We start from the raw sequence: 24,240 nt of genomic DNA, 5'->3' as shown, positions 1-24,240 counted from the left end.
TTACCAAGAAAAAAAAACAGAGACCCGCCCCGCGCGGGTTTTTTTTATGGAGTTTCCCCAATGCCAGTCTCAACAGAATCCAGAACCGGCGATTTATCCGAAACCCTGAAAGCCATCAATCATTCGCTTTCTTCTCAGCTTAGAGTAGCGATACCGGGCATTATTCAATCCTTTAATGCCGAAGCAGTAACGTGCGTTGTTCAGCCTGCGATTAAAAGTGGCACAACTGATAAAGACGATAAAAAAACATCAGTATCCTTACCCTTGCTTGTAGATGTGCCCGTTATATTCCCAAGGGGCGGCGGCGTGACGCTAACTTTCCCGGTAAAAGCGGGTGATGAATGCCTGGTGGTATTTGCTGATCGCTGTATTGATTTCTGGTGGCAATCGGGAGGCGTACAAGAACCGGCAGATGAACGCCAGCACAGTTTATCCGATACTTTTGCAATTGTTGGTCCACAATCTCAGGCAAAGAAAATTTCAGGGGTTAGCACAAACACCGCGCAGCTAAGAAGTGATGATGGCGCGGCGTATATCGAACTCGATCCCAACAGCCATAACATCACGGTGATTACACCGGCAAAACTTACCGCCACGGCAAACGGCGGTACTGAAATCACTTCACCTGAAATCACTCTGAACGGCAACGTCACCATTAACGGCAACTTATCGCAGGGGATGGGGGCTGGTGGCGGAACTGCAACGATGCAAGGTCCGGTCACCGTGAATAACGATGTGACAGCAGCAGGGATTAGCCTGAAAAACCATGTCCATAGTGGCGTGCAATCGGGTGGCAGTAAGACGGGGAAACCTCAATGAGATACAGAAGAGAAGATCCGGACGGAGATTACAGTTTCGGCCAGGGGGATAATACGTTTCTGATTAATTCCCCGGAAGCGGTTGCGCTGGCAGTAAAAACCCGGCTGGCACTATGGCGCGGTGAATGGTTCTTAGATATGAAGGAAGGTACGCCATACGTACAGTCCGTGCTTGGAAAACAACGATCAGATGTTTATATCCTTGCCGTTCGTGACCGAATCTTAAAAACGAAAGGCGTTAAATCCATTCTCTCATTTGACACTCGCAATGACGGTACGACACGCCGTCTCACCTTCACAGCAACAATTGATACCATTTACGGGCAAGCAACGGTAACAAGCGAGGCATAATGTTAAATCTTGACACTTTGGGGCTGGCCGCAACTGTGACAGCTTCGGGCATCAGTGCGCCTGATTACCAGACCATTTTGAATAAGCTCTCGGAATATTTCCGTCAAATCTATGGTACTGACGCTTATTTAGATCCCGATAGCAAAGACGGCCAGATGATAGCGATTTATGCACTCGCGATACACGATGCGAATAATGCTGTGATTGCTGCTTATAACTCGTTTAGCCCTGCGTCAGCTACCGGCGCAGCACTATCTAACAACGTGAAAATTAACGGGATAGCTCGACATGCATCCACGTATTCGACAGTAGACATTAAACTCATTGGTACCGTTGGGACCACAGTAAAAAACGGTGTTGTCCGTGATATCAATGGCTATAGCTGGAGCTTACCGGGTACCGTGTCTATAGGCATACATGGCTTTGTTATCGCCACTGCTACATGCCAAACAAAGGGCAATGTCACAGCACTGGTTGGAGATCTTTCTATTATCGGCACACCAACTCAGGGCTGGCAGAGTGTAACAAACCCTTCGGCAGCAACACCCGGCCAGCCGATTGAGAGTGATACCGCATTGAGAGAACGGCAACGGAAATCCGTCGCGTTACCGTCTCGGACGGTACTTGACGGAATTCAAGGCGCCATCAGCTTAATACCGGGTGTTGTTCGACGACGTGGGTTTGAGAACGATACTAACGTGACGGACAACAACGGCATTCCGCCTCATTCTATAGCAATGATAGTCGATGGTGGTGACGCTAAGTTAATCGCCCAGACTATTGAAACCAAAAAAGGCCCCGGTGCGGGAACCTATGGCGATACTGAAATAAAGGTGGCCGATAGTTATGGTATTCTGCATCCGATTCACTTTTCACGCCCGAAAGACGTGCCTGTCTTCGTTGAAATAACACTTACCGCGTTTGAGGGATATACAACTTTAGTCGGCGATAGAATTCGATCAGCGATTGCAAGTTATATCGACGCGCAATTAATTGGGGATAATGTTTATTTAAGCCGTTTATTTTCTCCCGCCAATTTACGTGACGAGGAAGGCTTGACTTATGATATTTTTGAAATACAAATCGGCAGGTCGGCGGATGATGTATCACCGAGTAATTTAATTGTGACATTTGATGAAGCTGTTACATGTAAACCGGAACATATTAAATTGATAGCGAGGTGAAGATGAGAGATTATTTATCACTGATTACTCCTCAGCACAGAACCGCAAATAAATTTGTTACTCACATTGATTTAATTACCCGACCATTATCTAATATTTCAGATGCCGTTCAGCTCCTGAACAGTCAGTTTTCGATTGATGAAGCGGTAGGGGTTCAATTAGATGCAGTGGGGGAATGGATTGGACTTTCGCGATATGTTAAAACTCCTATCGTTGGCGTGTATTTCGCTTTAGATATCGAGGGAGTTGGCTTTGATGAAGGGAGCTGGAAACGACAATATGACTCTGACTCTGGTTTTACTGAATTAGATGATGAAACTTACCGAACTATATTGCGTTCTAAAATAAGGGCTAATCACTGGGACGGTACAAATGAAATGCTGGCTGAAATTTATCAGGGCGTTATTCCTGATGAGTCAGTATTAATATTCTTCGTTGATAACCAAGATATGTCGATGGATGTTTATGTTACCGGTGGAGTTGTACCCGAAGTTGTGAAAGCAGTTATTCAGCAAGGATATTTAAATATTAAGCCCGGAGCAGTCAGAGTTAATAACTATACCAACTCGGAAAATCGGGGAGTTATTTTCGGTTTCGATTCAGACAGTAAATATATCGCTGGTTTTGATATTGGCGGTTGGCCCATTCTATTAAATTGAGAGTAAAATTAATGGCTAAGAATGAATTTTTAACCTTTGGTATTGCCGAGGGCGCTAATGTATTGTCGAATGAGGAGTATGCGGCATTAGCAGCGCGTGTTAATGGATTTAGTGCGGGTGTTGCTAAATCTCGTGAATTAAATAAAGCGTGGCGCCAGTCATCTATTATTACGCATATCTTGGCGGATTTTATTGCAAAAGAATCGGGTAATGATGTTCTGGATAACGGGAATATCGATGCTCTGAAAAATAGCATGGCTTTAGCAATTAAAAATGCGCTGCCTGAGATGCGTGATGCTTCTCTGATAGAAAAAGGCATCACCCAGCTCACAGACAAAACAGGCAACAGTAATACCCTTGCAGCCACTCAGAAGTTAGTTTCTGATGTAAATGATAATGCAAATAGCAAACTTGCCAAATCCCAAAACGGCGCCGACATTCCTAATAAAAGTGAGTTTGTGAAAAACCTCGGCTTAGCAGAAACCGGCAATTTAGCTAAAAATGCGGTACCGAATAGTAGAAAAATTAATGGAAAAGCGTTAACCGGGGATATCAGTTTGAGTGCCGGGGATGTGGGGGCGTTTAAGCTCGGATCAACAGGTAGTGTTCCACGCGATGTAGCGTGGAACGCAGATACGGGCTTATATGCAATACAAGCGGTGACTTATTCTTCACATGTCGCTCATTTCAATAACGGAACTGGAAGTTGTCCGGCTTTTCAATTGAGAGTGCTGTACAAAAACCGGGGAATTGCTTATCGCTCTGCCCGTGATAATTTTGGCTTTGAGGAAGATTGGTCGGAACTTGCAACGCTTGATGATATCAACGTCCCGGTCGGCGTCCCGCTGCCGTATCCTCACAGATACACCCCTGCTGGCTATCTCACATGCAACGGTCAATCATTCGATAAGTCTTTATATCCAAAGCTAGCAGAAGCTTATCCTGCCGGTAGAGTACCTGATTTAAGGGGCGAATTTATCCGGGGGTGGGATGATAGCCGAGGTGTTGATCCGGGTCGGGTATGTGGAACGTGGCAAGGTGACAGTACAAAAAGAATACAACTTGCTGAAGGTAACGCCGATAGTCGTTATATGTCCCTAAATCAAGGGTCTGTGAACGGGTATTGTTACCCGCTAGGGCGTGATGTGAAGGGCAACGCAACTGATACATCAATTGCTAACAATACAGGCGGAAACGAAACCCGCCCCCGCAACGTCGCATTTAACTACATAGTGAGAGCAGCATAATGACAGAACAAAAGTACTCTTTAGAGCATGAAACAGCCGTATTGGGTAAAGACGGATTAGCAATTCAGGCAGGCTGGATAAAGGTTTATCACTCGAATCAGATAACGAGAGAATTCACAGTTTCAGACATTGAATANATGTTGGGTGTCAGTCTATCAGCCGGTGCTTATCCCGATGCGCCAGAACTTCCCGATTCTCACGATGTGGCCGTTTGTCGCAGCGAAGACGGAAAGTGTTGGCAAATCCTTCCCGATTACCGTGGCAAAACAGCTTACGACACGTTAACTCGCGCTCCGACTGAGATAACAGAAATCGGTGAATTGCCGGATACGCTAACCTTCAAGAAACCTCCCACAGATTTCGATAAGTGGAACGGCAAAGAATGGGTAGTTGATAAAGACCTTCTCAAATCTCATCAGATTAATGAAGCTAAGCAACAACAAGCAGCACTGTTACAACAAGCAAATGAAACACTCTCATTGCTACAAGACTCTGTTGACTTAGAAGTTGCTACAGACTCAGAGAAAGCCGCTCTACTCGAATGGAAAAAGTACAGAGTATTGCTTACGCGTGTAGATGTGAATCAAGCGCCTGACGTAGAATGGCCGGAAGTGCCGAAGTGAAGAGGAATAATTAGATAAACTTATATTTTTAGGTAAGAAAAGCTGGCTTATCAGTAGCTATAAATACCAGATTTGAAGTTGGGGTTTTACCAGAGTTTTACCAAAATTTTACCAGAGCCAAATCCCAGCCATAAAAAAACCAACCATAAGAGGTTGGTTTTTCTAGGGAAATTTGGTCGGCATGATAGGATTTGAACCTACGACCCCCGACACCCCATGACGGTGCGCTACCAAGCTGCGCTACATGCCGATAATTCCTATTATAGTACTGATTTTTTATCTAAAAGCAAGCACTGAATTTTGTGACCGATTGATTTTTAAGCATTTAGTTGGCTATAAAATGTTTAACCTCGGTTAGTATCTGTAACAGTTGTGCCAGATTGGGTTTAGCATCTTTGATTTCGTTGCCTTCCAGGTCATATAGGTGATAGTCACCATTTTTATCCAAGAACAAGGTGTTTTCACTGGTTGTGATGATCAAGGAACCATCATCACCGGTAATTATCCACGGGTTATCACGCTGTGCTGCAAATAGATCTTCGCCTTGAGAATAATCATCAGGAGAATTGCTGACGTGCAACAAACGTTGCATTAATGTTGTCATGATGTCCTGATGGCTTGTCAGTTTACTAATTGTCTGTGATGGTGTTCCTGGCCAATGAATCAGCAGTGGAACATGCATTTGAGCACGATTGAATCTGCCATTATTTATCCACTTAGGTGGATGTGTCGCGGCAAGTTCACTGTGTTCAGCGGTAATAACAATGACCGTATTGTTCAGTGCATTTTTGTTTTTTAGTGTCTCTAGTACAGTATTAATCTGACCATCAAAAGCTGCGGCATTTCCTACTGCATCTGCTTTATCCAAGCCACTTAGCCTCAAGAAGGAGAACCAAGGAGCGTTAGTATTGGGTAAATTCAGCCATTGCTGCCATTGTTCGATGGTGAGTTGGTTGCTTTGGTTGACCTCAATAGGTAATGAATAGTCGGAAAGTAATGCATGACGATAAAGCGGAGTGTCAAATCCCACGGAAGAGAATAGGCCAAATTGATATCCGTGATGAGTCAGGGCATTAATCAGCGCTGATGATTTACGTCCAGCCAGTATTCCATCCAGATAACCAGAAGAAATGCCATAAAACAACCCGAATAAGGCAGTATCATTTTGAATCCCGGTGCTGAAATGTTGATTAAACTGAATGTTGGTTTCTCTGAAATGAGAGAGCACAGGCATATTCTCGGTAATATCTTCATTATCCAGCTTATCAGCTACCAGTATTAACAGGTTGTATCCGCTTCCTTTATTCAGATAAGTCAGATCATTAAGTGGATATTCCACTGTCAGCGCAGCAGGATCACCCTGTTGCATAAGGCGGCGCTGATATTCTTGTTGATCCAGCAAACCATGTTTTTCAAGAAATTTACGCGCTGTCATTGGATAGGAGAGCGGTAGGTTGGAACGTTGCATGGTGATCGGACGATAAAAATTAGCGTCAGCCCAGATATACATCAGATGGGAAGCGACAAAGGCCAAAATAAGGACAGCAGCTAGTGGCTTACCAAATCGTTGCCGATTCAGGCTGCGTAGTTTCTGCCAACTCCAGGTGCCAAATAACATCTGTATCAGAAAAATGACCGGGATACAGATGAACATTAGCTGCCATTCTCGCGCCAGTTCCCCTTGATCAGGATTGATGACTAAATCCCAAACTAAAGGTGTAAGGTGAAGGTGGAAACGGTTGTATATGGCAATATCGAATATTAACAGTGTCAGTCCGGCAGTAGCGAAAATGGCTGAAAGAAACCTGAGCAGGCGCTGCGACATGGAAATAAATGTCAGTGGAAACAGAACCAGCAAATAAGCAGCAAAAACAATAAAACTAAAGTGCCCCAGCCAACTAGCCAGAGCATAAACCCGACCGAATAGTGAACCCGGCCAGTCAGAAACAAACAGATAACGACTACCCAGTCCAAGGCTGAGCAGGATGTTAAACAGGGCAAACCAGTGCCCCCAGCTAATCATCTGGGAAACTTTTTCACGATAACGCTGACGGCTAGTCACCATATTTTGTTTACGTTGTGGTCTTTAGTTAAAAATTAATGGGCTTTATCTTCGTTTACAGAAGATTTAAGCGCGTGTGCAAACGAGTCAGCAATATGTCTGCGCTGTGCAGGAGATATACTCGTATTGATTAAATTTGTCACCATATTGCCCAGCACCATTAGAGAAAGGTCTGTCGGGGTACGGTTTCTTTCCAGAACACTGACGAGTTCTGTTAATAAACGTTCAACGTGTTCGTCACTGTAACGAGATGACTGTGGCATAGATTTAAACTTCCTGAACTAACAAAGCACATTATCTTACCGTATAGATGCGTGATTTTCTGCTCTTTTGTGGCAAATTAATTTACGGTTAAGATTATGTTGCAGTAATAGCCTATTTTTAGCAATTTTTTGATATCTGTCAGCAAATTATAGTTGGTGGCAGATGATGAAATGTTATTTTCTTTTGGGGTTTTTTTATTGCAGTCGTTTGTTATCGGTGTTTGAATGCGTGTTTAAAAATGCGTGAAGTCAGCCGAAAGGAGTAGAAAGAATGAGTCTGCAAATAGACCAGATTGCCTTGCATCAATTAATCAAGCGTGATGAACAGACATTAGATGTCGTGTTGCGTGATTCTTTGCTCGCCACCGATCAAGTGGTGGAAGATATGATGGCTGAATTACACCGAGTATACAGCGCAAAAAGTAAAGCTTACGGCTTATTTAATGAAGAGAGTGAATTGGCAGAAGCACTCAGACATCAGCGTAAAGGTGATGAAGATTTTCTTGGGTTCAGTCGTGCAGCAATGGCACGTTTGAGGGATGAACTGGCAAAATATCCGTTTGCCGAGGGAGGGACGGTCCTGTTTTGTCAGTATCGCTATCTGGCGGTAGAGTATTTATTGATTGCCGTACTTAATAGCTGTAACAGTATGTCTGTTAACGATAATCTGGATTTAAATACTACGCATTATCTGGATATTCCTCATGCTGATATTGTTGCTCGTATAGATTTGACGGAGTGGGAAGCTAATCCTGAATCAAGCCGTTATTTAACATTCCTGAAAGGTCGAGTAGGGCGTAAAGTTTCAGATTTCTTTATGGATTTTCTCGCTGCTAGTGAAGGTATGAATGCTAAAGTTCAGAATAAAGGATTGCTACAAGCAGTTGATGATTATTGTGAATCTGGTGAGCTTGATAAGAATGAGCGTCAAGCCTATCGTCAGCAAGTATACAGTTATTGTAATGAACAATTGCAGGCGGGAGAGGAAATAGAAATTAAGGCGTTGTCTCAGGCATTACCCTCGTTTGGAGAACAGAATTTTCAGCAGTTTTCTCAGGAACAAGGATATGAGCTGGAAGAGAGTTTCCCAGCAGATCGCAGTACGTTACGCCAGTTGACTAAATTTGCCGGTAGTGGTGGCGGATTAACAATCAATTTTGATGCGATGTTATTTGGTGAAAGAATTTTTTGGGATCCGGCAACGGATACTTTAACTATTAAAGGCACGCCGCCAAATTTACGAGATCAGTTACAGCGTCATAGTGGTGGTCATTGATGCTAAGAAATAAATAACGCCGCAAATGCGGCGTTATTTACTCGGCGTCCCGAAAAGCTCGGCTGTGGCTAATTAAGCACGCAGGAAGTCAATGTGCGCCAGTTTTGGCTTAAACGGATGGCGCTGTACAGCCTGCACTTTAACTTTAGTCTCTTTACCGTCGATAACCAAGGTCAGAACTTCGCTATAAAATTCAGCTTGGTGTTCCATATTGATAACCAGATCATGATTCAGTTCAATAGAAACTGGCTCTTGGTTGCCACCGTATACGATAGCTGGGAACTTGTTAGTTCTGCGCAGGCGGCGGCTCGCACCTTTGCCCTGCTCTTTACGTACTTCTGCATTAATAGTAAACATTATTTTTTCTCTTCAAGAAGAAAATAAATCCTGCTACAGGCGACCCAGCGGCAGGTTCGAGATTTGGCTTAACATTTAACATAGTAACTAACATAGTAACACCGTGTTAAGCGGGCGGCATTCTAGCGAAAAATGGCAGTTACAGCAAATGGAATAGGTTAATCTGAACCTATTAATACAATTCATTTTAATACAATTCATCTGCTCGTCGAAAACGCCCTTGGTAATTAAAGATCTTTTCACGAATTTGCCAGAATCGGCCTTTTTTACGGGCGACAACAAAATCTGGATGGCGTAATAAAGATTGCCGGCGAACGATATCTGAGGCGGTTTTCCAGTCAAAAGGTATTGCCGGGGCACGTTGATGCTGACGGAGAAATTGGTGCTCAAAGGCTAGTCGTTGGGCAGGGGTTGTCAGCCGAAAGCGTTCCGAAACATCAGCACCATCTTCATCGTAATAGATGATTTTCAGACATTCGCCTTTACTGTCAGTTTCAGAGATGAGTTGCATGCCACCACAACGCAGTACCAGTGCATCTTTGAGCTTCAATGCGGCTTTCAACATATCGTCGGGATCAACCAGCACTTCCTGGCAACTGTGGCAACGCCGCGCTGCAATATCATTTTCTGCATTGCAATGAGGGCAGAGTTTAAAACGAAAGCGGAACTCACATTGATGGCGTTTGCCGCATTGATCCTTTTCCCAACCCTGACAGCGGCGGCCGAAGTGTTCAATAATTTCACCGTCGGAGGTGCATTTTCCCCAAAATAGATTAGCGAAGTTACAGATAGGGCAGAATACTTGAACCGGTTGGCTCTGTTTATCCGGTTTATTGCTGCCAACTTCTGGTGTGTAGAGATCGTGAGGATTTCCTGCATAATCGAGAATTAGGCAATCTTTTTTGCCGGGAAATAATCGTAAACCCCGACCGATAATTTGCTGATATAAACTGACGGATTCAGTAGGGCGCAAAATAGCTATCAGATCAACATGGGGAGCGTCAAATCCAGTTGTCAATACAGCGACGTTAACCATATAGCGCAATTGCTGAGTTTTAAAGGCTTCGATAAATAGATCACGATCAGCGGTTGATGTATCGGCGCTGACTAATGCAGCTTGGCCGGAAGGGAGTAATTGAAAAATTTCTTTGGCATGTTCGACAGTTGCAGCAAAAAGCATAACGCCTTTGCGATCAGCGGAATATTCAATGACTTGTTTTATAATATGAGGCGTGATGCGTTTTTGTCGTTTAATTTCGTGATTTAAATCAGTTTTATTGAAGATACCTTGCTGACTGGAGCGGACTTGACTGAAATCATATTGCATAACTGGCATGTCTAGCCGCTTTGGGGGCACCAGGAAACCGTGTTTAATCATATAACGCAGGGGCAATTCATAGATGCAATCACGGAAAAAACAGTTTTCATCACCACGGATCATCCCGTGATAGTGATATTGATATATCCAGCCGATAGCCAGTCTGTAGGGTGTTGCTGTTAAGCCAAGAATACGTAGCTGCGGGTTATTTTGCCGAAGGTGATGAATAATTTGCTGATATTGGCTGTTTTCATCATCACTAATACGGTGGCATTCATCAATTATCAGCAAAGAGAATTGATTGTCAAAATATTCAAGATTACGGGCAACAGATTGTACACTGCCAAACACCACCTTGCCTGTGCTTTGCTTCTGCTGCAATCCCGCGGAAAAAATATCTGCTGGTAAACCGTATGCGCAATATTTGCTGTAGTTCTGTGCAACTAATTCTTTTACATGCGCTAATACTAATACTTTCCCATGAGCTAACTTTGCTAGTTCAGCAATAACTAGGCTTTTACCTGCTCCAGTTGGTAATACAATGACCGCAGGCTCATGATGGTGCCGGAAATGATTAATAGTGGCATCCACGGCTTCTTGCTGATAGGGACGTAAAGTAAAAATCATAATCGTTCCGCAACAGAAAAATATTCGTAAAAGAGTAACATTTTTCTTATCAATTTGCTGTGGGCGGAAGTCAAGGTAAGATAATTATCTGATTGTGTGAAACTATAACTGGTTATAACAAATAGATAATTGTTGTTTATAGTAAACATAGTTATGATTAGCTCTCAAATCTTTTGGGTTCATTTCACATCTTCTTTTTTGGTGGTTCGGTGTTGTAGTGCCGAGGTAGTGCCAAAATAGTAGAGGATCACGTTCATTTTTAAATTAATTAATATAGGTGTCTTCATCCATGCGATTGGATAAATTTTTGTCACAACAGCTTGGTATCAGCCGGAATGACGTAGGGCGCGAGTTGCGTGCGGGGCGTATCACTGTTGATGATGAGATTGTAAAAACGGGAGCTTATAAATTAACTCCAGAGCAACAGGTCATGTTTGATGGTTCATTATTGGAACAGCAGCAAGGGCCTCGTTATTTTATGCTAAATAAACCACAGGGGTATGTCTGTTCCACCGATGATCCGATAAATCCAACGGTGCTCTATTTTATTGATGAGCCGGTAGCGCATAAATTACATACTGCGGGTAGGTTGGATATGGATACTACGGGTCTGGTTTTGTTAACTGATGATGGCCAATGGTCTCACCGTATTACTTCCCCGAAACATCATTGTAAAAAAACATATCTAGTCACACTTGAATGTCCAGTTGCAGCAGAGACGGCAGATAAATTTCTTGCAGGTGTGCAACTTAATGGTGAAAAAACAGTGACAAAACCTGCCCAGCTGGAAATTCTGGAGCCTCAAGTAGCCCGTCTGACGATTAGTGAAGGGCGTTATCATCAGGTAAAACGTATGTTTGCAGCGGTAGGTAATCGGGTAACCTCGCTTCATCGTGAGCGAATCGGTGAAATCATTTTAGCTCCTGAACTGGAGCCAGGAGAGTACCGATCATTAACTGAGCAAGAAATTGCCAGTGTCACTCTTCTTTAATTCTGGTTTTAGTTAATTATTTTAAATTATTGGAGCAATATACGTGCAACAACAACGATCATCCTATTTGGGACTGATTTTAATCCTTGGGCTACTTTCTATGTTAATGCCCCTTGCCATTGATATGTATTTGCCGAGTTTGCCGACTGTTGCCGAGGATTTCGGTGTAGATAACGGACAGGTTCAGATGACGCTGAGCAGTTATATTCTTGGTTTTGCCATCGGTCAGATGGTATATGGTCCAATGGCTGACAGTTTGGGGCGTAAGCCGGTTATTCTGGGTGGGGTTACTGTATTTGCTCTAGCTTCAGCTGCGTGTGCAATGGTTCAGAATATCGATGATTTTATTTATATGCGCTTTTTGCATGGATTCTCCGCCGCTGCAGCGGGTGTTGTCATTAACGCGCTAATGCGAGATCTGTTCACCAAAGACGAATTCTCGCGTAGCATGTCTTTTGTGATATTGGTAATGACCATTGCCCCATTAATTGCTCCAATTCTTGGTGGCATGATAATGATTTGGTTCACCTGGCATGCGATTTTCTGGAGTATTGCGGTGGCTTCTGTTATTGCTGTATTCCTTGTCGCTTTCTTTATAAGAGAGACGTTGCCAAAAGAAAAAAGACAAAAATTTCATCTTCGTACAACCGTAAGCCAGTTTATTATGTTATTTCGCCAGCGTCGTGTATTTTGCTACATGCTTGCCAGCGGTTTTTCATTTGCAGGAATGTTCTCTTTTCTCAGTGCAGGGCCATTTGTTTATATTGAGTTGAATGGTGTTTCGCCCCAGAACTTTGGTTATTACTTTGCGCTTAACATCGTATTTCTGTTTGTGATGACGACAATAAATAGTCGCTATGTCCGGCGTTTTGGTGCGTTGAAGATGATGTATTTTGGTTTGAGTGTGCAGTTTATGATGGGGATCTGGTTGTTACTGTCTACCGCGCTCGATTTTGGCTTTATTGCTCTGGTCATCGGTATTGCAGCTTATGTATGTGGTATTGCAATGATTACATCCAATGTCATGGCAGTGGTTTTAGATGATTATCCACATATGGCCGGAACTGTATCTTCATTGGCAGGTACAGTTCGTTTTGGTATTAGTGCTTTGGTTGGTATATTACTTGCTATGTTACCTGCACGTAATGCCTGGCCAATGGTTGGTTCTATGGTTTTATCTGTTACTTTGGCTGTGTTGCTTATTATATACGCAAAAAAGCGGCGATAAATAAAAACAGAAGGCTGTTTTCATGTGCAGCCTTTTCCTTCAAAAGAAAATTAGGGTAAGCGAAAAATATTTTTGATGATGTTGTCTAGTTATAATTTTATGTGAGATTTTTGAGAAATTTTTTTATTCTAAAATATATGTCTACTTTCGTTGATATATTCTTGATTGACAGGGGTAAGATTTAATCTTATTTATTAAAGATAACCAATTAGAACAGAAAATTATGCTATTTTTTGTTATTCTAAGATTTGCCGTTAAGTAACGAGGTTGTAATAGCTTTGTAGTATTGGCTGCATTTTCTGTATTACTAACATTATCATTAAAAACGATAATGTCAGTAAAGAGAATGTTTTTCCTGAATATTCAGGAAAATTGAAAAATTGGTTATGCATAATATACCCTATGGATTTCAAGATGCATCGCGACGGCAAGGGGAGTTTATTTTTTTATTATTGCTGTTGCGTATTTGTTGATTTTTATATTCCTGTTGAGCTGAGAAGCTAACTTTTTACTATAAGGAAATTCCGAAATGTTTTGCCGTGTGAATAAATTGTTATTGATGCATTGATAGTGATTATAAGTCATTGTTGTATTTTTGTTAAATTAACAAAAATTAAACGGCGTTATCATTAGGTTGTCATTAATTATACCTTATAAAACACATTGTTATCTATTTGTTTTTACAGTTCTTATTTGATTTTTATGTTAAAGTGTTGAGTTGAAAAAATAAAATATGTAAACAATCATTAAACATAAAGTTGGGTTTTTGCATAAAAATTAGTTGAGTTTTCTTTAAAAAAAGTATAAATATATGAGAAATGAGAGATTGATCTCACTTTTTCTAAGGTGAAATTTGGAATTAATGTAATACTATAAACACAAATTTAACTTTTCGTTTACCTTTTTTGGGGGTTAGTTATTCGGTTTTGGCGAGTAGAACACCTGAAGATAGCCGCTAACTTTAACTTTTGTATCTATGTTCTTTCAGGTAGGAATGATTCGTGAATAATATTCAGCTTTCGGTAGTACATCGGCTGCCGCAAAGTTACAAGTGGTCACCCGGTTTTGTGGGTATCAAAGTTGAGCCGCTTCCGGTTGATGAAGTGAATGCAGAAAGCAGCCTGATGGGGTTGAAGTTACTCAGCCACGAAGACGGGGCTGCGTGGAATGTTATGCAAAAATTACAGCAATCACTTGCTGATATGCAAATTGGAAGCACTGTGATTGAGTTGGAAGGTCAGCCGTGCTTATTTATTAATAGTGAAGACGAAAGTGCGGTTATGTGTCGTTTGAAGACACTTGGCGCTGCCATTGCTGAAAAGATAACAGCGCTTTATCCATTTTGATATATACCCTATGGATTTCAAGATGCATCGTGACGGCAAGGAAGCGAATCCCCGGGGGCATAGAGCATAGATAACTATGTGACCAGGATGAGTGAGTGCAGCCAACAAAGAGGCAATTTGAAAGATGGCGGGTATAAACGCGAAAAGCGCTTCCTTTAATGGGAGCGCTTTTTTGCGGGCAAGGGGGTAAGGGAAAAATTTTTAGCCGTTAGGTGCCATACTATTGCTGATGACCCGGCGACCACCATAATAACGTTTGCTCCAGTATGTACTGCTTAACCTGGAAACGATTACACCATTGCTAGTAGAGGCATGAACAAATTGGTCATTGCCAACATAGATGCCAATATGCCTGGTACGGGCACCTGTCTTAAATAAAACTAAATCGCCAGGGCGTAATCTTGAACGGTCGATTTTTTTGCCAATATTTTGTTGTTCAAATGTCGAACGTGGTAGTTCCATGCCAAACTGGTCACGGAAAGTACGTTGAACAAAGGCAGAACAATCTATACCGCGTTTAGTATCGCCACCGAGTCGATAGGCAACCCCTTTCCAGCCATTGTATTGGCTAAGAATTTTGGATTTTATGTCCAGATTGCGAACGAGTGCTTCGAATTCATCCTGAGACGCTTGAAGTAAGAAGCCGTTCTTACCATTTACTGCATGCGTATCAGTTTGTGTGTTACGAAACCTTGATGAATCTGGTGAGCTGCACGCGGATAAGGTGATCGCTACGAACAGCGCGGGTATCAGCCGCGTAATGTATCTCAGTGCCGGTTGAGACTTGACCATTATTTTTGTTTTCCCTTGCTATCCTTACCTTAGTTGGTCGCTATTATTGAAAAATATCAAACGCTTCAAAGCCTGGTGTTAGAAAAAACAATGAGTAAACAACGCGCTTGGCGAAAAAACGCGTCTGATGCCACGTTTTATAACGATATTTACAATAAATGTTATTCAGATCGAGAGTACAGAAACAATCAGGAAAAGGCGAGTATTTAATGACATAATTTACAAAAAATTAGATTTCTAAATGGGAGAGATTAGGAGTGTTGCTAATTTATGTGGGTTTTATGAACTATTAGGAAGGTTAAATACCTTCCCGATATGATTCAGTAAAAAGAGTTTATGGGAAAGATCTTAAATTGGGCGGCCAATTTGCGGTAGATTTTTATCCAACCAGTTAATCATTATGTCACTTAATGGTGTTAATAGTAGCCAACTTGTTCCGATTAGCACCAGAGATAAAGAACCGACTGCAATATCAGTAAACCAGTGAGCTCCTGCTATGATGCGAGGTAACGCAAATATTACCATAATGAGTAATGCAATACAGAATGCTCTGCCTGAGATATATCGAAGAATAAAGCAGCTGAAAATCAGGAGCATTAATCCGTGATCACCTGGAAAGCTATCACCTGATGCATCTTTTGTTACCAGATTGGTCATTTCGCTAATACGATTGATATGATCGAAGGTTAATGTTGGGCTTGGACGGACAACAGGGAGTAGATGACCGATTTGGTTAAGTATAACTGCGCTTATTATCATGACCAAGCCAATCATGAATAATCTGCGTTTGCCATCGTAATTCTGTTTACGAAAAGTGTTGTAATACAGCAATCCCATACATAAAAGTGAAATGACATCGAAGGCCCTGATATTCACAAATGCTACAAATTCTGTGAATGTTGAGCCTGATGTTAATTTCTCATTAAAGAAGTAGAAGATTGCAGAGTCGATCTTGAGCCAGAAACCATGATGCTCTGGTAAATACCAGGAGAGAAATAAAGTGATACCTAACAGGTTCAGTATAAATATGGCAAATGGGTGACTGCGTGTCATGGGAGACCTATTTGTTAAAAATAAGATAAGTGGTAACTAAACTTACAATTATGTAGGTTAATATAACAAATATTGAGTAATAATGTCACAGTTCTTAATCATAAGTTAATTTTTTGTTGTTTTTATCTACTTTGTTGTGCTTTTTCCAGCATTTTTTTATTTACTTTGGTATTCCTGTTCAATTCTATGGATTTTATTGAGTGATCTTGGGGTGTTTAAGGTTGTAAATTCTTAATTTATTAAGAATTACTTCTGATAATTCTAATATTGTAAGATATAAATATCTTAATCAGTTTTAATCGCTAAAAATCATAAATAAACAATGAAAATAGCCGTTACCAATACATAGGCTCATAAATTTTTCCGATTTCTAGATTGATTTCATTTTTGGAAATCGCAGCGAATGATGCTGTTTTATGGTGGGGGCTTTATGTCTATGTTTCGGGTTATAATGGGTTGTTTTTTTCTGATAATTTCTGGTCTTGTCAATAGTGAGCCAGAAACAACATCAAATACAGGGGTTATTCGCTTTTCTGGTGCGATCGTTGAATCACCGTGTCGTTTTGATTGGCGTGATAACTGGGCTGACACCACTTGTTGGCGAAAAGGACATAAGATTACCCAACGACAAAAGCTCGATTTGCAAAATGATATTTATTTTTATTTACCACACCAAATGGGGGTAACAGAGATTAAATGGATAAAAGGAAAAGAGAAAATTGGCGTTGTTACAATTTTCTATAATTGATGTTAAGAAAAATTTTATATGTTATTTATTCAATGTTTAATTGAAGAAGAGTCGGGATTTTATCTGTCATTGCTAAAATGAATGAGTGACAGATTTACATTATATTTTATTTGGGAATTTAAATTATGCCAAAATGCTAATGGAAAGGAGCTGACTGATTTAATGAATGGAATGGAATAAAATAAAAAGTGAGTTACCCTGTTTTATACCGGGTAACTCAGAATTAGCTAATATTATTAATCGCAACGCCCCATATAGCGGCGTTCTGCAATATGAATACGGATTTTTTCCCCGCTACTGATATATTCAGGTACTTGCACGGTGAGTCCGGTGCTCATTTTAGCTGGTTTTGTTCGTGCACTGGCTGAAGCGCCTTTAATTCCAGGGGCTGTTTCTTCAATAACCATATCGACTGTTTGTGGTAGTTCAAGGGCAATGACTTGCCCCTCTATCGTCAGAACTTGCATACCAGGCAGGCCACCTTCAGGAATAAATAACAGCTCTTCTTCGATTTGTTCCTTTTTAAAGTGATAAGGTGTGAAATCTTCATCATCCATGAAAACATATTCATCGCCATCAATGTAGGAAAAGTTAACGCTACGACGAGTTAGGTTGATCGTATCAAGGATATCATCGCCTTTGAAGCGTTCTTCCACTTTTTGACCAGTGCGGATATCAGTAAAGCGCATTTTATATAATGTGCTAGCTCCCCGGGCGCTTGGTGCTTGAATATCAATATCTTTAACCAGCAGTAACTTACCATTATAACTGACGGCGCTACCGCGTTTAATTTCATTGGCTTTAGCCATATGTAACCTTCCATAAAACTACAAGAGAATAATCGGCGACAAAATTACTCGCAGTCAAGACATTAGGCAAGTAGGGATTAAAAAACCCCACTGTTTTTTTACATTGGGGTTGTAGTAAGAATGTCTTATATATCAACGATACACAGGTAATAAATCAAGAGAGGACAAAATATGGGCTATAGCATTTATCAAACCAAACAGAATGACGAACCCAATGAGGAATTTCCCTCCTGGCGCTCGGTAACTGGCTTCAGGAAAGCGCTGGCGACTTGCCCGAGCCATGAGTGCTGGAATAATGACAGCCCAGATGGTTGCAGCGAATCCAGCAAAACCAATGGCATATAGAAAGCCATTGGGGAATAGTAAAGCTAGCGCTGTTGGTGGAATAAATGTCACTAATGCAGATTTTAACCGGCCGGGGTTGTTATCTTTAAAACCGAAAAAATCGGCTATGTAATCAAATAACCCTAAGGAGACACCAAGAAATGAGCTTGCTAATGCCATATAAGAGAAGGCATTTAGAAGCTGGTGAACAGTTTTGCTGTTTGTTGTATTATCCATGTGTTTTAATAAATCGCCGATATTCCCGCCATCAGCAATAATCTGTTTGAATGCTTCGCGAGGAATATTTCCCTGAATGACATATTGCCACAGGATATAAATAGCTAATGCGATTAATGTGCCTAATAACAGGCTGCGAATAACGGCTTTTCTATCTTTATGATAATATTTTACTAAACTTGGGATGTTACCGTGATATCCGAATGAAACGAGTAAATAGGGCAGAGCGGCTAAAGCGTAAGATATATAACTTGTTGTCGTGTCGTTTGATATAGCATCCGTCTGATTAAACAGAATGACATATTTCACTTCGGTAAACATGCCGCCAACCGACATAAAAAAAGTAATAACCATACCGCCGATCAAAATTGTGCTCAAACGATCGACAGCTTGAGTCGATAACCAGACAATAAATGCAACGATAAAAGCGAAAATAAAGCCAGCATTTGCCTGTGATATCGAAATAGTATTTTTAAAATTGTGGGCAATAATTGAGCCACCCGCTGAAATGTAGGCGTAGGTTAATATATAAAGTACGAATGCAATAGAGATGCCATTGATTGCATTCCATCCTTTACCGAGTAAATCTTTAGTCATGGTATGGAAGCTTGCACCTGATGGGTAGTTCAGGTTGGTTTCTAGTATCATCAAGCCGGAAAAATACATACACACCCATGTGTAAACCAGCAGAATAATTGAGCCAGTAAACCAGACACCGGAAGTTGCCACAGGAGTAGAGAACATTCCTGCACCGACAGCAGTTCCGGCAATTATCATTGCACCACCCAGTATGGGAGGGCGCTTTAAACTCTGGGGTGTCTCAATGGACATATTAACTCCTGCTGGTATATTGTTTCTTTGTACTAGCTCAAAGATACATTTTTGTCTATAGAGTGTAAATAGATGTCATAAAGGATTATTTGAAATTGAACTAACATAAGTTAGTTCATTCGGTAAAATAAAATTTATTTTCTTGCCACATTTTTATTGCATTCCGGCTAGCTTCAAAATGAGGTTCAGGAAGATTATCGGGATCGCACCACATAAACTGTTCACATTTTTCTGGTTCCATCAATTTTGGTTCACCACCTGGATGTTTTGCCAGTAAACATACTGAAATAGTATGTTTTCCTTCCTGTTGGTAAGTTTGAAGGTTATTACAAATACCGTAGACCTTTGGTGATTGAATCGTCAGACCCGTTTCTTCTTCAATTTCACGGATTGCACATTGCTCAAAAGTTTCTCCGTCATCAACATGACCACCAAAGATTGACCAGTATGGAGCATGTTTACTGCTACGTTTTCCGAGTAAGACTTGACCATATTCGTTCACAATAACTACGCCAACACCCACAATGACAGACATTTGGTTTATTCCTTTCATCTAAATTTCAATAAATTAGCAATTCTTTTTGAGAAAAATTCAATGCTATTCTTATCCGGAAATCAATTTAAGACAACGATCAATAACGATCAATAAAGTACGGAATTTAACTGAAACGATTCAATTTTAGTGATATAAAGTGATATAAATAGAACTGAAAATGCGTAGTAATGATGATGACTATACCCTATGGATTTCAAGATGCATCGCGACGGCAAGGGAGCGAATCCCCGGGAGCATAGCGAACTATGTGACCGGGGTGAGTGAGCGAAGCCAACAAAGAGGCAACTTGAAAGATAACGGGTATATCTACTTAGGAGACATCGGGTAAATATGAGCCGTAGAGTTGCCGCTATCACCCTAAACCCTGCTTATGATTTGGTAGGATTGTGCCCGGAAATCGTCAAAGGGGCGATCAACCGAGTGCAAGCCGCTGGACTACATGCTGCTGGGAAAGGCAATAATGTTGCTAAAGTTTTGCGTGACTTAGGTATTGATGTCACGGTGAGTGGTTTTTTGGGTAAGGAAAATCAGGAAGGATTTCAACAATTCTTCAATGAAAATGGTATGGTAAATCGTTTTCATTTAGTACCAGGCAGAACACGGATTAATGTCAAATTAACAGAAGAAAGCGGTGAAGTGACAGATTTTAACTTCACTGGTTTTTATGTCGGTGAAGCTGAATGGTCGGGATTTGTTAATGATTCGCTTTCATGGCTTGGACAGTTTGATATGGTTATTGTTAGTGGTAGCTTACCAGCTGGTGTCTCTGCTGAATCGTTTACCGACTGGATGGCCTGTCTACGTCAGCTTTGTCCTTGTATTATTTTTGACAGCAGCCGTGAAGCATTGGTTGCAGGGTTAAAAGCATCCCCTTGGTTAGTGAAGCCGAATCGCCATGAGCTTGAAGTATGGACGGGGCGTCTGTTACCTGAGTTATCCGATATCATCATGGCGGCACATCAACTTAGGGATCAGGGAATTGCTCATGTTGTCATATCATTGGGTGAGCAGGGAGCATTATGGGTTAATGCGTCTGGAGCATGGTTGGCGAAACCACCACATTGTAAAGTCGTCAGCACTGTTGGGGCTGGTGATTCAATGGTTGGTGGCTTGGTTTATGGTTTGCTGATGCGGGAATCCAGTGAACATACGTTGCGATTGGCGACCGCTGTATCTGCGCTTGCCGTTAGCCAGCCTAATGTAGGTATCAGCAATCGTCCTGAATTAGCTGCCATGATGGCTAAAGTTGAACTGATACCCGTTAGATAATGCTTTAATTAAAGAATAATTAATTTTGTTGTAATTTCAGCCAGGCAATTTCTTGTGGCCAAATATCTGGGTTTATTGTTTCAAGGATGAGTGGAATACCATCAAAACGAGCATCTTTCATAATATAACTGAAAGGTGTTTTACCAATATTTCCTTCTCCAAGGCTATGATGTCGGTCAACACGGCTGGCAAATTCACTTTTGGCATCATTTAAATGCATTCCGCATAAATATTGAAAGCCAACAATTTTTTCAAACTGTTGAAAAGTTTGTTTACAAGCATCGTTTGTACGTAAATCGTAGCCAGCAGCAAAGGCGTGACAGGTATCAATACAGACACCCACTCGGTTTTTATCTTCAACTCCATCAATAATTGCTGCCAGATGTTCAAATTTGAAACCCAGATTAGTGCCTTGACCTGCCGTATTTTCGATAACAGCAATGACTCCCTGGGTTTTATTGAGAGCAATATTGATAGATTCCGCAATACGTGCCAGGCATTTATCCACATCTATTTTATTGAGATGGCTGCCAGGATGGAAATTCAATAAATCGATCCCTAATTGTTCGCAACGTTGCATCTCATCAATAAAAGCTAGTCGGGATTTTTCCAGTGCTTCAATTTCTGGGTGACCAAGATTAATCAGATAACTATCGTGAGGGAGAATTTGTCGGCTACCATATCCATAACGTTCACAATTTTCTTTAAATTTATCGATAACGTCAGCGGTTAAAGGTGGAGCATGCCACTGGCGCTGATTTTTTGTAAATAGGGCAAAGGCGGTCGCTTTTAGTTCGTGCGCCCGGATAACTGCTTGATCAACTCCACCGGCAGCGCTGACATGTGCTCCAACAAATTTCATATTTTTCTCCTTCTTACTTTACGTCATTATGGCATTGTTCAATCACTCAATGAACCTTAAGTACGGAAAGGTTACATACCCGTTATCTTTCAAGTTGCCTCTTTGTTGGCTGCACTCGCTCACTCCGGTCACATAGTTCGCTATGCTCCCGGGGATTCTCTTCCTTGCCGTCGCGATGCATCTTGAAATCCATAAGGTATATGCTGCTGAAATAAAATTTCTCCGAGTGGATTCTGATCAGCCAAACAGATGTTGAATGCCAAGATTGATCAAAAGACCACCCGCCATCAGCCATGCAAACAAAATTAGAGCTAATAAAATGGGTTTAAATCCGGCCTGACGGATGGCACTCACATGAGTAGTTAAACCCAGTGCCCCCATTGCCATAGTAAGCATAATAGTATCAATATTAATCAGAGAATTAACTATTGCAGCAGGTAGTAAATTGAAAGAATTAAGACCTGCTATTGCAATAAAAATCACCGCAAACCAGGGGATAGTCATTGGTGTTTTCTCCTGATGGTTTCTGCCATTTTTAGTGTGGGCACGGCTAATGTAACGGGATAATAACAACAGGAATGGCGCCAACATCATAACCCTGATCATTTTACTGATAACGGCTGCGTTTTCCGTTTGATCGCTAATAGCATGTCCAATAGCAACAACTTGAGCAACTTCGTGAAGGGTGGAACCAGTAAAGATGCCGAAAGTTTCCTGAGTAAGTGGTAACCACTGATAATGCTCATTGAGTTGATAAAACCACGGATAAATGAAAATAGCGATAGTGCCAAAGATGACAATTGTCGATACCGCAACAGCAACTTTACTGGCGGGGGCATTCACTACTGGCTCTGTTGCCATAATAGCTGCTGCGCCGCAGATACTGCTGCCGGCACCAATCAGTATTACCGTTTGTTGGTCTAATCCAAAGAGTGATTTGCCTAGCCACATTGCAATAAAGAAAGTGGAAGACAACATAGCAGCATCAATCAGAAGGCCGGTAATGCCAACATCGGCAATTTGTTGAAATGTCAAACGGAAGCCATAAAGAATAATACCTGCCCGCAGAAGATAATGTTTTGAGAAATGAATACCCTCATCACAATAAGGTTTGAGTAAAGGATAGACAGTATTACCGGCAATGATCCCTGCAAGGATCGCTAGTGTTAATGTGCCCAGTCCCATATTAATAAACCACGGAATATTTCCGGCATATATTGAAATTGCAGTAAGTATTGCCGCTAATATTAACCCAAGTATTAATTTCATACCGGGAATAGATGATTGTTTGCTGAATTTTTTGGCACGAATGTCAGACATAGATGTTTTTCACTTTGCTTATATGTTTTTAAACATAAGCATATAGCAGACTGATTTATCATTAAAATTGATAATTTATTTATATGTAATCTAAAAAATTGGTAAGAAAGTGGATTTTTGTTAAGTTGTCTATTGCCGTATAAAATTAAAGCAAGCTAACTTTGACTGACACCATATTTTGCGGGGCAATATGCACATCACATTGAGGCAGTTGGAAGTTTTTACTGAGGTATTGAAAAGCGGTTCAACGACGCAAGCCTCTCAGCAATTGGCGCTATCTCAGTCCGCGGTGAGTGCCTCATTAACGGATCTGGAAAGCCAACTTGGCGTACAGCTTTTTGATCGGGTAGGAAAGCGATTGGTGACGAATGAACATGGTCGTCTACTCTATCCCAAGGCGTTGGCATTGCTAGAGCAAGCAGGGGAAATTCAGCAGTTATTCAAACAGGAGTTAGGAGCGTTACGTATCGCTGCCAGTAGCACCATTGGTAATTATATGTTGCCGGAAATGCTGGCAAATTATCGTCAGGATTTTCCTGATACGCCGCTAGAGTTAAATATCAGTAATACGCAGGATGTCATCAATTCTGTGCTGGAATTCCGTGTTGATCTTGGTTTGATAGAAGGTTCCTGTCATAGTCCTGAGTTGATAACTCAACTATGGATGGAGGATGAGTTGGTTATTTTTTCTTCTCCTGAAAATCCGCTAGCTAAACAGGATCTAAAATTGGATGATTTAGTTAAGGCATCATGGATATTAAGGGAGAGGGGATCGGGTACAAGAGAAGTGCTGGATCATCTGTTGTTTGTCCATTTACCTGGGTTCAAGATTTTGATGGAATTGGGAAATTCTGAAGCGATAAAACATGCGGTCAAATTTGGTATGGGCATCAGTTGTTTGTCCAGACGTGTCGTTGCAGAGCAATTGCAAAATCGTACTTTACTGGAGTTAAGAGTGCCAGAATTAAGACTTTTCAGAACATTGTACCTGATTCATCATCGGCAAAAGCATATGTCTATCGCACTGCAGAAATTACTCAGTTACTGCCGGTAAATTTTACGTTTTGTTTAAAATCCAAAATTAGCTGT

The 24,240-nt window shown here is 41.3% G+C and carries 24 protein-coding genes and 1 tRNA gene; 13 read left to right on the top strand and 12 right to left on the bottom strand.

Annotated features, from left to right (window positions below; genetic code table 11):
* The first annotated feature begins 60 nt into the window (after positions 1 to 60).
* From AACQ83_RS13215 to AACQ83_RS13190, 6 genes are read left to right on the top strand one after another with little or no spacing between them, the layout of a single operon-like run.
* On the top strand, positions 61 to 819 hold the full coding sequence (locus tag AACQ83_RS13215; protein WP_049583108.1) for a phage baseplate assembly protein V: 759 nt from the start codon (positions 61 to 63) through the stop codon (positions 817 to 819).
* Positions 816 to 1,169, top strand: a complete 354-nt coding sequence (locus tag AACQ83_RS13210; RefSeq protein WP_112879521.1) for a hypothetical protein — start codon at positions 816 to 818, stop codon at positions 1,167 to 1,169. The genes AACQ83_RS13215 and AACQ83_RS13210 overlap by 4 nt, the downstream gene beginning before the upstream one ends.
* On the top strand, positions 1,166 to 2,353 hold the full coding sequence (locus tag AACQ83_RS13205) for a baseplate J/gp47 family protein (RefSeq protein ID WP_192881059.1): 1,188 nt from the start codon (positions 1,166 to 1,168) through the stop codon (positions 2,351 to 2,353). Before AACQ83_RS13210 ends, AACQ83_RS13205 begins: the two co-directional genes overlap by 4 nt.
* A 2-nt stretch (positions 2,354 to 2,355) precedes the next feature.
* Positions 2,356 to 3,012: a DUF2612 domain-containing protein gene (locus AACQ83_RS13200; protein ID WP_112879519.1), complete on the top strand. Its 657-nt coding sequence runs from the start codon at positions 2,356 to 2,358 to the stop codon at positions 3,010 to 3,012.
* A gap of 11 nt (positions 3,013 to 3,023) precedes the next feature.
* The gene (locus AACQ83_RS13195) at positions 3,024 to 4,259 is read left to right on the top strand and encodes a phage tail protein (RefSeq protein ID WP_240000792.1); all 1,236 of its coding nucleotides are present in this window, start codon (positions 3,024 to 3,026) and stop codon (positions 4,257 to 4,259) included.
* Positions 4,259 to 4,882, top strand: a complete 624-nt coding sequence (locus AACQ83_RS13190) for a tail fiber assembly protein (protein WP_112886944.1) — start codon at positions 4,259 to 4,261, stop codon at positions 4,880 to 4,882. Before AACQ83_RS13195 ends, AACQ83_RS13190 begins: the two co-directional genes overlap by 1 nt.
* Positions 4,883 to 5,055: 173 nt before the next feature.
* Here AACQ83_RS13190 and AACQ83_RS13185 read toward each other — a convergent pair.
* From AACQ83_RS13185 to AACQ83_RS13175, 3 genes are all read right to left on the bottom strand, one after another.
* Positions 5,056 to 5,132, bottom strand: a tRNA-Pro gene (locus AACQ83_RS13185).
* A gap of 75 nt (positions 5,133 to 5,207) precedes the next feature.
* A complete protein-coding gene (yejM, locus tag AACQ83_RS13180) occupies positions 5,208 to 6,947 on the bottom strand; it encodes an LPS biosynthesis-modulating metalloenzyme YejM (protein ID WP_112878526.1) in 1,740 nt (579 codons plus the stop codon).
* Positions 6,948 to 6,979: 32 nt separating this feature from the next.
* Complete coding sequence (locus AACQ83_RS13175) at positions 6,980 to 7,207, bottom strand: YejL family protein (RefSeq protein WP_011147091.1); 228 nt, start codon at positions 7,205 to 7,207, stop codon at positions 6,980 to 6,982.
* 271 nt (positions 7,208 to 7,478) lie between these two features.
* Here AACQ83_RS13175 and yejK point away from each other — a divergent pair, with 271 nt between their 5' ends.
* On the top strand, positions 7,479 to 8,483 hold the full coding sequence (yejK, locus tag AACQ83_RS13170) for a nucleoid-associated protein YejK (RefSeq protein ID WP_112878525.1): 1,005 nt from the start codon (positions 7,479 to 7,481) through the stop codon (positions 8,481 to 8,483).
* 72 nt (positions 8,484 to 8,555) lie between these two features.
* Here the strand turns inward: yejK and rplY are convergent, their stop codons facing one another.
* Positions 8,556 to 8,840, bottom strand: a complete 285-nt coding sequence (gene rplY / locus AACQ83_RS13165; RefSeq protein ID WP_112878524.1) for a 50S ribosomal protein L25 — start codon at positions 8,838 to 8,840, stop codon at positions 8,556 to 8,558.
* Between the two features lie 187 nt (positions 8,841 to 9,027).
* On the bottom strand, positions 9,028 to 10,785 hold the full coding sequence (locus AACQ83_RS13160) for a DEAD/DEAH box helicase (RefSeq protein WP_112878523.1): 1,758 nt from the start codon (positions 10,783 to 10,785) through the stop codon (positions 9,028 to 9,030).
* A 289-nt stretch (positions 10,786 to 11,074) separates the two neighbouring features.
* Here AACQ83_RS13160 and rsuA point away from each other — a divergent pair, with 289 nt between their 5' ends.
* The 3 genes from rsuA (at position 11,075) to AACQ83_RS13145 (ending at position 14,350) form a co-directional block, all read left to right on the top strand.
* On the top strand, positions 11,075 to 11,776 hold the full coding sequence (rsuA, locus tag AACQ83_RS13155) for a 16S rRNA pseudouridine(516) synthase RsuA (protein WP_112878522.1): 702 nt from the start codon (positions 11,075 to 11,077) through the stop codon (positions 11,774 to 11,776).
* A 43-nt stretch (positions 11,777 to 11,819) separates the two neighbouring features.
* Positions 11,820 to 13,004, top strand: a complete 1,185-nt coding sequence (locus tag AACQ83_RS13150) for a Bcr/CflA family multidrug efflux MFS transporter (RefSeq protein WP_112878521.1) — start codon at positions 11,820 to 11,822, stop codon at positions 13,002 to 13,004.
* A 1,001-nt stretch (positions 13,005 to 14,005) separates the two neighbouring features.
* On the top strand, positions 14,006 to 14,350 hold the full coding sequence (locus tag AACQ83_RS13145; RefSeq protein WP_011147085.1) for a YejG family protein: 345 nt from the start codon (positions 14,006 to 14,008) through the stop codon (positions 14,348 to 14,350).
* Positions 14,351 to 14,551: 201 nt separating this feature from the next.
* Here AACQ83_RS13145 and mepS read toward each other — a convergent pair whose 3' ends face one another.
* On the bottom strand, positions 14,552 to 15,142 hold the full coding sequence (mepS, locus tag AACQ83_RS13140; protein ID WP_112878520.1) for a bifunctional murein DD-endopeptidase/murein LD-carboxypeptidase: 591 nt from the start codon (positions 15,140 to 15,142) through the stop codon (positions 14,552 to 14,554).
* A gap of 348 nt (positions 15,143 to 15,490) precedes the next feature.
* On the bottom strand, positions 15,491 to 16,195 hold the full coding sequence (locus tag AACQ83_RS13135) for a phosphatase PAP2 family protein (RefSeq protein WP_112878519.1): 705 nt from the start codon (positions 16,193 to 16,195) through the stop codon (positions 15,491 to 15,493).
* Between the two features lie 403 nt (positions 16,196 to 16,598).
* On the opposite strand from AACQ83_RS13135, the gene AACQ83_RS13130 reads away from it, so the two are divergent.
* Positions 16,599 to 16,943 carry a hypothetical protein gene (locus AACQ83_RS13130; protein WP_240000791.1) on the top strand — a complete coding sequence of 115 codons (345 nt, stop codon included), beginning with the start codon at positions 16,599 to 16,601 and terminating at the stop codon, positions 16,941 to 16,943.
* Positions 16,944 to 17,179: 236 nt separating this feature from the next.
* Here AACQ83_RS13130 and yeiP read toward each other — a convergent pair whose 3' ends face one another.
* The 3 genes from yeiP to AACQ83_RS13115 form a co-directional block, all read right to left on the bottom strand.
* Positions 17,180 to 17,752 (bottom strand): elongation factor P-like protein YeiP, encoded by a 573-nt coding sequence (yeiP, locus tag AACQ83_RS13125; protein WP_112878518.1) that lies wholly within the window; start codon positions 17,750 to 17,752, stop codon positions 17,180 to 17,182.
* Positions 17,753 to 17,884: 132 nt separating this feature from the next.
* The gene (gene mtr / locus AACQ83_RS13120) at positions 17,885 to 19,144 is read right to left on the bottom strand and encodes a tryptophan permease (protein ID WP_112878517.1); all 1,260 of its coding nucleotides are present in this window, start codon (positions 19,142 to 19,144) and stop codon (positions 17,885 to 17,887) included.
* 115 nt (positions 19,145 to 19,259) lie between these two features.
* Entirely contained in the window at positions 19,260 to 19,679 is a 420-nt protein-coding gene (locus AACQ83_RS13115) for a nucleotide triphosphate diphosphatase NUDT15 (RefSeq protein ID WP_112878516.1), read from the bottom strand.
* A 351-nt stretch (positions 19,680 to 20,030) separates the two neighbouring features.
* Here AACQ83_RS13115 and fruK point away from each other — a divergent pair, with 351 nt between their 5' ends.
* Positions 20,031 to 20,969: a 1-phosphofructokinase gene (gene fruK / locus AACQ83_RS13110; RefSeq protein WP_112878515.1), complete on the top strand. Its 939-nt coding sequence runs from the start codon at positions 20,031 to 20,033 to the stop codon at positions 20,967 to 20,969.
* 19 nt (positions 20,970 to 20,988) lie between these two features.
* Here fruK and nfo read toward each other — a convergent pair whose 3' ends face one another.
* Both nfo and AACQ83_RS13100 read right to left on the bottom strand, forming a co-directional pair.
* Entirely contained in the window at positions 20,989 to 21,831 is an 843-nt protein-coding gene (gene nfo / locus AACQ83_RS13105) for a deoxyribonuclease IV (RefSeq protein WP_112878514.1), read from the bottom strand.
* Positions 21,832 to 22,068: 237 nt separating this feature from the next.
* Positions 22,069 to 23,151: a YeiH family protein gene (locus tag AACQ83_RS13100; RefSeq protein WP_112878513.1), complete on the bottom strand. Its 1,083-nt coding sequence runs from the start codon at positions 23,149 to 23,151 to the stop codon at positions 22,069 to 22,071.
* Between the two features lie 190 nt (positions 23,152 to 23,341).
* On the opposite strand from AACQ83_RS13100, the gene yieE reads away from it, so the two are divergent.
* The gene (yieE, locus tag AACQ83_RS13095) at positions 23,342 to 24,205 is read left to right on the top strand and encodes a DNA-binding transcriptional regulator YeiE (RefSeq protein ID WP_112878512.1); all 864 of its coding nucleotides are present in this window, start codon (positions 23,342 to 23,344) and stop codon (positions 24,203 to 24,205) included.
* The last annotated feature ends 35 nt before the right edge of the window (positions 24,206 to 24,240 follow it).

The sequence above is a fragment of the Photorhabdus sp. S10-54 genome, from assembly GCF_963878145.1.
GTDB classification, from domain to species: Bacteria; Pseudomonadota; Gammaproteobacteria; order Enterobacterales; family Enterobacteriaceae; genus Photorhabdus; species Photorhabdus kayaii.
The sequence above is the reverse complement of the archived record's forward strand: the minus strand, read 5'-3'. Positions and strand labels throughout refer to the sequence as shown.

Coding starts and splice junctions, on each gene's coding strand:
- AACQ83_RS13130 (WP_240000791.1), top strand. CDS start 16,599: ATGATGCTGTTTTATGGTGGGGGCTTTATGTCTATGTTTCGGGTTATA.
- yejK (WP_112878525.1), top strand. CDS start 7,479: ATGAGTCTGCAAATAGACCAGATTGCCTTGCATCAATTAATCAAGCGT.
- yieE (WP_112878512.1), top strand. CDS start 23,342: ATGCACATCACATTGAGGCAGTTGGAAGTTTTTACTGAGGTATTGAAA.
- AACQ83_RS13210 (WP_112879521.1), top strand. CDS start 816: ATGAGATACAGAAGAGAAGATCCGGACGGAGATTACAGTTTCGGCCAG.
- fruK (WP_112878515.1), top strand. CDS start 20,031: ATGAGCCGTAGAGTTGCCGCTATCACCCTAAACCCTGCTTATGATTTG.
- AACQ83_RS13215 (WP_049583108.1), top strand. CDS start 61: ATGCCAGTCTCAACAGAATCCAGAACCGGCGATTTATCCGAAACCCTG.
- AACQ83_RS13115 (WP_112878516.1), bottom strand. CDS start 19,679: ATGTCTGTCATTGTGGGTGTTGGCGTAGTTATTGTGAACGAATATGGT.
- mepS (WP_112878520.1), bottom strand. CDS start 15,142: ATGGTCAAGTCTCAACCGGCACTGAGATACATTACGCGGCTGATACCC.
- AACQ83_RS13100 (WP_112878513.1), bottom strand. CDS start 23,151: ATGTCTGACATTCGTGCCAAAAAATTCAGCAAACAATCATCTATTCCC.
- AACQ83_RS13175 (WP_011147091.1), bottom strand. CDS start 7,207: ATGCCACAGTCATCTCGTTACAGTGACGAACACGTTGAACGTTTATTA.
- AACQ83_RS13135 (WP_112878519.1), bottom strand. CDS start 16,195: ATGACACGCAGTCACCCATTTGCCATATTTATACTGAACCTGTTAGGT.
- nfo (WP_112878514.1), bottom strand. CDS start 21,831: ATGAAATTTGTTGGAGCACATGTCAGCGCTGCCGGTGGAGTTGATCAA.
- AACQ83_RS13195 (WP_240000792.1), top strand. CDS start 3,024: ATGGCTAAGAATGAATTTTTAACCTTTGGTATTGCCGAGGGCGCTAAT.
- AACQ83_RS13160 (WP_112878523.1), bottom strand. CDS start 10,785: ATGATTTTTACTTTACGTCCCTATCAGCAAGAAGCCGTGGATGCCACT.
- yeiP (WP_112878518.1), bottom strand. CDS start 17,752: ATGGCTAAAGCCAATGAAATTAAACGCGGTAGCGCCGTCAGTTATAAT.
- rsuA (WP_112878522.1), top strand. CDS start 11,075: ATGCGATTGGATAAATTTTTGTCACAACAGCTTGGTATCAGCCGGAAT.
- rplY (WP_112878524.1), bottom strand. CDS start 8,840: ATGTTTACTATTAATGCAGAAGTACGTAAAGAGCAGGGCAAAGGTGCG.
- yejM (WP_112878526.1), bottom strand. CDS start 6,947: ATGGTGACTAGCCGTCAGCGTTATCGTGAAAAAGTTTCCCAGATGATT.
- mtr (WP_112878517.1), bottom strand. CDS start 19,144: ATGTCCATTGAGACACCCCAGAGTTTAAAGCGCCCTCCCATACTGGGT.
- AACQ83_RS13200 (WP_112879519.1), top strand. CDS start 2,356: ATGAGAGATTATTTATCACTGATTACTCCTCAGCACAGAACCGCAAAT.